The sequence below is a fragment of the Streptomyces sp. NPDC026062 genome (genome assembly GCF_055568375.1).
This window is the reverse complement of record NZ_JBVHOQ010000100.1, coordinates 1-6,705: the sequence shown is the minus strand read 5'-3', so window position 1 is coordinate 6,705 and position 6,705 is coordinate 1. Positions and strand designations below refer to the sequence as shown.

The window sequence follows — 6,705 nt, the reverse complement described above, 5'->3', positions numbered from 1 at the left end:
CCGAAGGACATCGAGCTCGCCGCATAACCCCAACACCCCGAACCACACCAAACCCGACAGGGATACCTTGACGAAGGACATAGAGGCACCCCCCCCGCCCCGGAAAGGGGCAAGGTCAGGGAACCCCGCGGCCACAGCCTCAGGAGTGGCCGAGGTCCGCCGACTGCCCGTCCGCCTCCACCGGCACGGAGCCGGAATCCCGCGCCGGACGCAGCGGGTACTCGTCCACCCGCATCGTGTCCAGGGCGTGCGGCGCCGGCTTCGGCGGCTTCGGCATCACCGCGGCCTCGGAATGCCCACCGCACCCGTACGACAGGGACACCACATGCCCGTCCGCCGGACCGAACTCGTTCGCGCACACGCCGAAGGCCTGCTTCAGCGAACCCGCGAGCGGCACCAGGAAGGCACAGGACACACAGGTGGCCGGGGCCGCCTGAGCCATCGGCGTCTTCGCGCCGAACCCCTCGTCCCAGCGGTCGGCCGCAGCGTGGAGCCCGTACCGGGACAGCACCCGCGCACGCCGCATGCCGAGCTCGTCCGCGACCGCCGCGATCGAGCCCCGGCGGGGCGGCTCCGGGCGCGTCGTCAGTTCCGCGTCCTCGGACTCGACGAGATCGGCCAGCTCGCCCGAGACCGCGTCGACCGCGGAGTTCGGCGGCGGCTCGTCCTCGCCGGTGTAGCCCGGCTCCAGGCGCAGATCGTCCGCCTCGGTGGGCAGCAGATCGCCCGGCCCCATGTCGCCCGGCCGCAGCCGCTCGCTCCACGGCACCCACTCCGGCGCGAGCAGGGCGTCGGTGCCCGGCAGCAGGACCGTCTCGTCCAGCGTGACGTTCTTCGCGCGGGAGGCCCTGGCGACCGTCACCGCCCAGCGCCAGCCCCGGTAGGCCGGGTCCTTGCACTCGAAGTAGTGAGTGACGACCCGGTCCCCTTCGGGGACCACGGCCACATGCTCGCCCACCACCCCTGGCGCGGCCGCTTCCTCGGCCGCCGCGCGGGCGAGGTCTACGGCCTCGGCGCACAGACGGTCGGGAACGGGGGTACGGGCCGTACGGCTTCGCGTCGTCGCAGCACTCACAGGTCTCGCTTCTCTCCTACGCCAGTCTCACGAGCGCGCCAGCACATCCATCGATTTCGGCCATACGGTTGTGGGCGGAGCGGACCTGGGGGCCGCGTCGACGTCCACACCCGTTGTGCCTGCCTCGGGCGCACCTTTCACAACCCATTCTGCGGGATCGCCGAGAGGCGCGCGGCCAAGAACAACCGCCGGTGGCGCGCTACGCACGCTACCCTCTCCGCCGCTCCCCGCCCACCTGCCCGTCCCAAACGACGCCGTATCCGACACCGTGGCCCGTGTGAAGAGTGCACTCCGGCCACCCGGATCAGCCCCGCCGCACCCCCTGCGACCTGCCCGATCACTGACCCGACGGGGCGGTTCGCACCGCGCCCCGCCCCGATCCCGGTTCGTGACGCCGGGGACTGGGGCACTATGACCAGGTGGCTTCTGCCAGGTCGCACGACGCATCCGGTCCGCTCCGCAGAACGGGCCGGTCGATCGGTCATGCCCTCCAGACCCCGTTCACCGGAACCGCCCGAGGCATCCGGAAGGCGACACACGCCCATGGGGCCGGTGAGTCGGGCCTGGGCAAACTGATCGAGCTGCACGCGGTGAACGGCGCGGGCGATGTGATGATCACCGTCGCGCTCGCGTCGACCGTGTTCTTCTCCGTGCCGACGGACCAGGCACGCGGCCGGGTCGCGCTGTATCTCGCCGTCACCATGGCGCCGTTCATTCTCCTCGCCCCGGTCATCGGCCCGCTCCTGGACCATCTGCCGCACGGCCGCCGCGCCGCCATGGCGGGCTCCATGCTGGCCCGCGCCGTACTGGCGCTCACCATGTCGGGGGCGGTCGCCACCGGCGGTCTGGAGCTGTATCCGGCCGCCCTGGGCGTGCTGGTGTGCTCGAAGGCGTACGGAGTGGTGCGCAGTGCCGTCGTCCCGCGTCTGCTGCCACCCCGCTTCTCGCTGGTGAAGGCCAATTCACGGGTCACCCTCGCCGGCCTCCTGGCGACCGGGGCCGCCGCGCCCATCGGGGCGGGGCTCCAGACCATCGGACCGCCGTGGCCGCTGTACGGCGCGTGCGCGATCTTCGTCGGCGGTGCCGTCCTGGCCTTCACGCTGCCGCCCAAGGTGGACTCGGCGAAGGGTGAGCGGAAGGCGCAGCTGGTGCCGCCGCACGGTGAGAACGGCCGGCCCGAACCGCTCCGGAAGAGGGACACGCCCGGGAGCCGGAAGAAGCCCGCAAAGGAGAAGAGCGGCGAGAAGCGGCCGGGGCTGCGCTCCGTCGGCCCTTCCGTCCTGCACGGGCTCCAGGCCAACGCCTCGCACCGGGCGCTCTCCGGCTTCCTGATCTTCTTCCTTGCGTTCCTGCTGCGCGAGCACCCGCTCGCCGGGCAGAGCGCCGCCATCTCGCTCGGCATCGTCGGCGTGGCGGCCGGGGTGGGCAACGCGATGGGCACCGCGGTGGGCTCCTGGCTCAGGGCCCGCGGCCCCGAAGTCATCGTGGCCGCTGTGCTGGGCCTGGCCCTGACCGTCGCGGTGCTGGCCGCCGCCTTCTTCAGCACCGTCATGGTCGCCGCGCTCGCGGCCACGGCGGGTTTCACCCAGGCCCTGTCGAAGCTGTCGCTGGACGCGATGATCCAGCGCGATGTGCCGGAGGAGGTACGGACGTCCGCGTTCGCCCGCTCGGAGACACTGCTCCAGATGGCCTGGGTGGTCGGCGGGGCGATCGGGATCGCCCTCCCCCTCAACGGAGTACTGGGCATGTCGGTCGCCGCGGGCATCCTCGCGCTCGGTGCCGCCACGTCCGTACGGGGTCTGCTGGGCGCCGCGCGGCGCGGCTCGCCGCACCCCCGCGTGGCGTGAGCCGGAGCGACCGATAGCCTTCGGCCCATGACCGTTGCGTTCTTCTCCGGTAAGGGCCGTCGAATCGGCGTCGCTCTTGGTGCCGTGTCCGCGGGACTCCTTGTCCTCTCCGCCTGCGACAAGCCGACGCCGCTTGCCACCGTGACGGTCGGCGACAACTCGGTGAGCTCCGAGGCGTCCTGTTACAACGACGGCAAGGCCCTCAAGGAATCCGACATCCAGGGCTGCCTCAACAAGAAGGCGGAGAAGACCGTCAAGGTCGCGATGGACGACAAGGTCCACTTCGGTGTCGACCCCGAGATCGCGGACAACGGCTGGACCATCTTCATCAACGGCCAGCAGGCCGAGCAGGAGCCGAACAAGAAGACCTACCGGACCATCCCGGGCAGCGCCTTCTTCTCCAGCCAGACCGGTGAGACCACGAAGCAGACCCAGATCAGCATCGTGGAGACCAAGGGCAAGCAGCTGACCGGCATCTGGCACTTCGAGTTCAAGAAGACCGACTGATCCCCTCCTGATCCCGGAAGAATCTCCCGTGCGTGTGCTTGTCGTGACCGCTGTCCCCATGGAACGGGACGCGGTCACGCGTGCGTTCGGCGCCGGTGACGAGGTGTCCGTCCGCACGGTCGCGGGCACGGAGATCCACCGCACGGGCCGCTACGACGTCCTCGCGGGCGGTGCGGGACCGTCGGCGGCGGCGGCCTCCGCCGCGTTCGCCCTGGCCGGGGAGAGCTACGACCTGGTGATCTCGGCGGGCATAGGGGGCGGCTTCGCCCCTCTTGCCCCGGTCGGATCCCTTGTCGTGGCCGACCGTATCGGCGCGGCGGACCTGGGTGCCGAAACCCCCGCGGGCTTCGTTCCCGTGACCGAACTGGGCTTCGGCGTGGTCTGGCACATACCGCCCCCCTCGCTGGCGAAGGAGGTGGCCGCCGCGACCCACGCGGTGACCGGTGACGTCCTCACCGTCTCCACCGTGACCGGCAGCGCCGGACGTGCCGCCGCCCTCCTCACCGCGCACCCCGGCGCCGTGGCCGAGGCCATGGAGGGCTTCGGCGTCGCGGAGGCGGCCGAGCGGCTCGGCGTGCCCGTCCTGGAGATCAGGGCCGTATCGAACGTCGTCGGCCCGCGCGACCGCGACGCCTGGCGCATCGGCGACGCGCTGGCCGCGCTCACCGAGGGGTTCGGGAAGCTCGCCCCCGTACTGGAAGGCTGGACGCACCATGACCGAAACGACCACTGACCCGCAGGCGGCCCCCGCCACGCTGCGGATCGCCTTCTCGCCCTGCCCGAACGACACGTTCGTCTTCGACGCATGGGCCCACGGGCGGGTCCCGGACGCGCCCGGCCTCGATGTCACCTTCGCGGACATCGACATCACGAACGGCATGGCCGAACGCGGCGAACTGGACGTACTCAAGGTGTCGTACGCGGTGCTGCCCTGGGTCCTTCAGGAGTACGCGCTGCTGCCGTGCGGCGGGGCGCTGGGCCGGGGCTGCGGGCCGCTCGTCCTCACGAAGGAGGCGGGCACGGACCTGACGGGCAAGACCGTCGCCGTGCCGAGCGAGCGCTCCACCGCGTATCTGCTGTTCCGTCTCTGGGCGGCCGAAGTGGTGCCGGGCGGGGTCGGCGAGATCGTCGTCATGCCGTTCGACGAGATCATGCCGGCGGTCCGGGACGGGAAGGTGGACGCCGGTCTCGTCATCCACGAGGCGCGCTTCACGTACCAGAACTACGGGCTGCACAACCTGGCCGACATGGGCAGGCACTGGGAGGACACGACCGGGCTGCCGATCCCGCTCGGCGCGATCATCGCGAAGCGCTCACTCGGCGCGGACACGCTGAAGCGGCTCGCCGAGTCGGTGCGTGCGTCGGTCCGGATGGCGTGGGACGACCCGACGGCCTCGCGGCCGTACGTCCTGGAGCACGCGCAGGAGATGGACCCGTCCGTCGCCGACCAGCACATCGGCCTGTACGTGAACGAGTTCACCGCGGACCTCGGCGAGGACGGTTACGCGGCGATCCGCGGCCTGCTGACACGCGCGGCGGCCGAGGGCCTGGTACCCGCCCTCGGCCCGGACGCGCTGTCGTTCCCGTAGCGTCCGCGTGATCAGTGGATCCTCGGTGGAGGTGTGCGTGCCGAGCGGTGCGGGTGAGTCGTGGCAGCGTGTCGTGTCCTGGCTGCGTGAGAATGCGCCGGTCAGTCACCGTGCTCTGGGGGATGCGGCGAACGACGAGGAGATCGCCGCTGTCGAGGAGAAGACGGGCGTCCGGTTCCCGGAGGATCTGCGTACCTACCTGAAGATCAGCAACGGGACCGTCACCCGGCTCGATGAGTCGAACGGCCTGACGGGTTCCTGGTGATGCCGCCGTCGGCGTCGGCGGTGATCTGGAACGGCACCGTGGTGGTGGACGCCAGGGTCTTCTCGGCTGTGCCGTTGATGCGTACCAGCTTGTTGCCGTGGGCGGCGAGGATGCCCTCGTCGGTGGGGATCGCCGAGGTGACCTGGCCGGCGAGCGTGACCTGCTTCGACTCCTTGCCGGTGGTCGCGTCGACGGTGATCAGACGGGTCTGCTGCTTCTTGTCACCGTCATGGGTGAGCTGGGTGAACACCGCCAGATCGCCTTGGCCGCAGCCGGGCGAGAGCCGGCCTCCACCCCGCGTGGCGGGCGTCCGGAATCCAGCCGGTCGAGGCCCTGCGGCGCTGACGTGCCGCATACGTCTGTGGGCGCCCCGGCCGGGGCGCCCACAGACAGACTTTCCCGAGGGAGACCTTCCCCCTAGACGTCGAGCTGGTCAGCGACCGCGCGCAGAAGGCCCGCGATCTTGGCGCCGGACGCCTTGTCGGGGTAGCGGCCGCGCTCCAGCATCGGCGTGATGTTCTCCAGAACGGTCGTCAGATCCTGCACGATCGACGCCAGCTCGTCCGGCTTGCGGCGCTGGGCTGCCGCGACGGACGGGGTGGGGTCGAGGATCGCCACAGAAAGCGCCTGGTCACCGCGCTGTCCGGCGACCACGCCGAACTCGACGCGCTGGCCGGGCTTGAGTGCGTCGACTCCGTCGGGAAGCACGGACGAGTGGACGAAGACATCGCTGCCGTCGTCGCGGGAGAGGAAGCCGAAGCCCTTCTCACTGTTGAACCACTTGACCTTGCCAGTCGGCAAAGCACGCACCCCATCTCAACCCGTATGCCGGAACAAAGCCTCAGCAGGTCAGGCCGTCCTGTGGTTGTGCTTTCCCCTGCTGGCTGAAGCCTCCACAGGTGAAGTACCCCTCGTCAAGCCTGGTCATCCGGACTCTGTCCGGAAACGGCACCTGCTTCGCCCCGGGGTGATCCAGCGCCTCCGGGAACTACCCTGACGGGGTGAGTACTCCTTCTTCCGGCGCAGGCGACCGGCTGGTCCGCATCGGCGCGATCGTCTTCCTGATCGGCGCCCTGTCGACCCTCGCCACGATGGCCCCGCTGTTCCTCGGCACCGACCCGCTGCCGCCCATCGCCTGGTCCCTCTGCATGCTGATGGGCGTCGGCTTCCTGATCGCCGCGGCAGGCGTGATCCGGTCGGCGCGCGCGGGTTCGTCCCAACGGTAGCGGGGCCCTTGGGCGGGCGGCGTAGCCCTTGGGCGGGCGGCAGCGGGGTTCTTGGCCTCGGGGGCCCGTCTGTTGCCCCGGTCCGGGGCTGGGGGTTCCGACCTCAATCGCCGGACGGGCTCGGTGCGGGTGCTCCGCGGGGTGCGTTCTGTCCGGTGGGTGGGGGTGGGGTCCCTCCGGGGCGTCTCCTCAGAAA

Annotated in this window: 9 protein-coding genes; 6 read left to right on the top strand and 3 right to left on the bottom strand. The window is 70.8% G+C overall.

Annotation, left to right across the window (positions count from 1 at the left end):
* Window positions 1–139 precede the first annotated feature (139 nt).
* Window positions 140–1,075, bottom strand: a complete 936-nt coding sequence (locus ACZ4LX_RS37705) for a DUF3027 domain-containing protein (RefSeq protein WP_467650675.1) — start codon at window positions 1,073–1,075, stop codon at window positions 140–142.
* A gap of 419 nt (window positions 1,076–1,494) precedes the next feature.
* Between ACZ4LX_RS37705 and ACZ4LX_RS37700 the strand changes: the two genes are divergently transcribed.
* Genes ACZ4LX_RS37700 through ACZ4LX_RS37680 form a run of 5 tightly spaced genes read left to right on the top strand, consistent with a single transcriptional unit; the run spans window position 1,495 to window position 5,283 of the window.
* A complete protein-coding gene (locus ACZ4LX_RS37700) occupies window positions 1,495–2,922 on the top strand; it encodes an MFS transporter (RefSeq protein WP_467650674.1) in 1,428 nt (475 codons plus the stop codon).
* A 27-nt stretch (window positions 2,923–2,949) separates the two neighbouring features.
* Window positions 2,950–3,429 (top strand): DUF2771 domain-containing protein, encoded by a 480-nt coding sequence (locus ACZ4LX_RS37695; RefSeq protein WP_467650673.1) that lies wholly within the window; start codon window positions 2,950–2,952, stop codon window positions 3,427–3,429.
* A 28-nt stretch (window positions 3,430–3,457) separates the two neighbouring features.
* Window positions 3,458–4,162, top strand: coding sequence for a futalosine hydrolase (locus ACZ4LX_RS37690; protein ID WP_467650672.1), 705 nt, complete (start codon window positions 3,458–3,460; stop codon window positions 4,160–4,162).
* The gene (locus ACZ4LX_RS37685; protein WP_467650671.1) at window positions 4,143–5,018 is read left to right on the top strand and encodes a 1,4-dihydroxy-6-naphthoate synthase; all 876 of its coding nucleotides are present in this window, start codon (window positions 4,143–4,145) and stop codon (window positions 5,016–5,018) included. The genes ACZ4LX_RS37690 and ACZ4LX_RS37685 overlap by 20 nt, the downstream gene beginning before the upstream one ends.
* Before the next feature lie 7 nt (window positions 5,019–5,025).
* A complete protein-coding gene (locus ACZ4LX_RS37680; RefSeq protein ID WP_467650670.1) occupies window positions 5,026–5,283 on the top strand; it encodes an SMI1/KNR4 family protein in 258 nt (85 codons plus the stop codon).
* Here the strand turns inward: ACZ4LX_RS37680 and ACZ4LX_RS37675 are convergent.
* Both ACZ4LX_RS37675 and ACZ4LX_RS37670 read right to left on the bottom strand, forming a co-directional pair.
* On the bottom strand, window positions 5,240–5,533 hold the full coding sequence (locus ACZ4LX_RS37675) for a hypothetical protein (protein WP_467650669.1): 294 nt from the start codon (window positions 5,531–5,533) through the stop codon (window positions 5,240–5,242). The genes ACZ4LX_RS37680 and ACZ4LX_RS37675 overlap by 44 nt on opposite strands.
* 167 nt (window positions 5,534–5,700) lie before the next feature.
* Window positions 5,701–6,084: a cold-shock protein gene (locus ACZ4LX_RS37670; RefSeq protein WP_136328972.1), complete on the bottom strand. Its 384-nt coding sequence runs from the start codon at window positions 6,082–6,084 to the stop codon at window positions 5,701–5,703.
* 200 nt (window positions 6,085–6,284) lie between these two features.
* Between ACZ4LX_RS37670 and ACZ4LX_RS37665 the strand changes: the two genes are divergently transcribed.
* Window positions 6,285–6,509: a hypothetical protein gene (locus ACZ4LX_RS37665; protein ID WP_467650668.1), complete on the top strand. Its 225-nt coding sequence runs from the start codon at window positions 6,285–6,287 to the stop codon at window positions 6,507–6,509.
* Window positions 6,510–6,705: the final 196 nt, after the last annotated feature.

Excerpts from the sequence above, each read along its gene's own strand:
- ACZ4LX_RS37695 (WP_467650673.1), top strand. The coding sequence starts at position 2,950 with ATGACCGTTGCGTTCTTCTCCGGTAAGGGCCGTCGAATCGGCGTCGCT.
- ACZ4LX_RS37685 (WP_467650671.1), top strand. The coding sequence starts at position 4,143 with ATGACCGAAACGACCACTGACCCGCAGGCGGCCCCCGCCACGCTGCGG.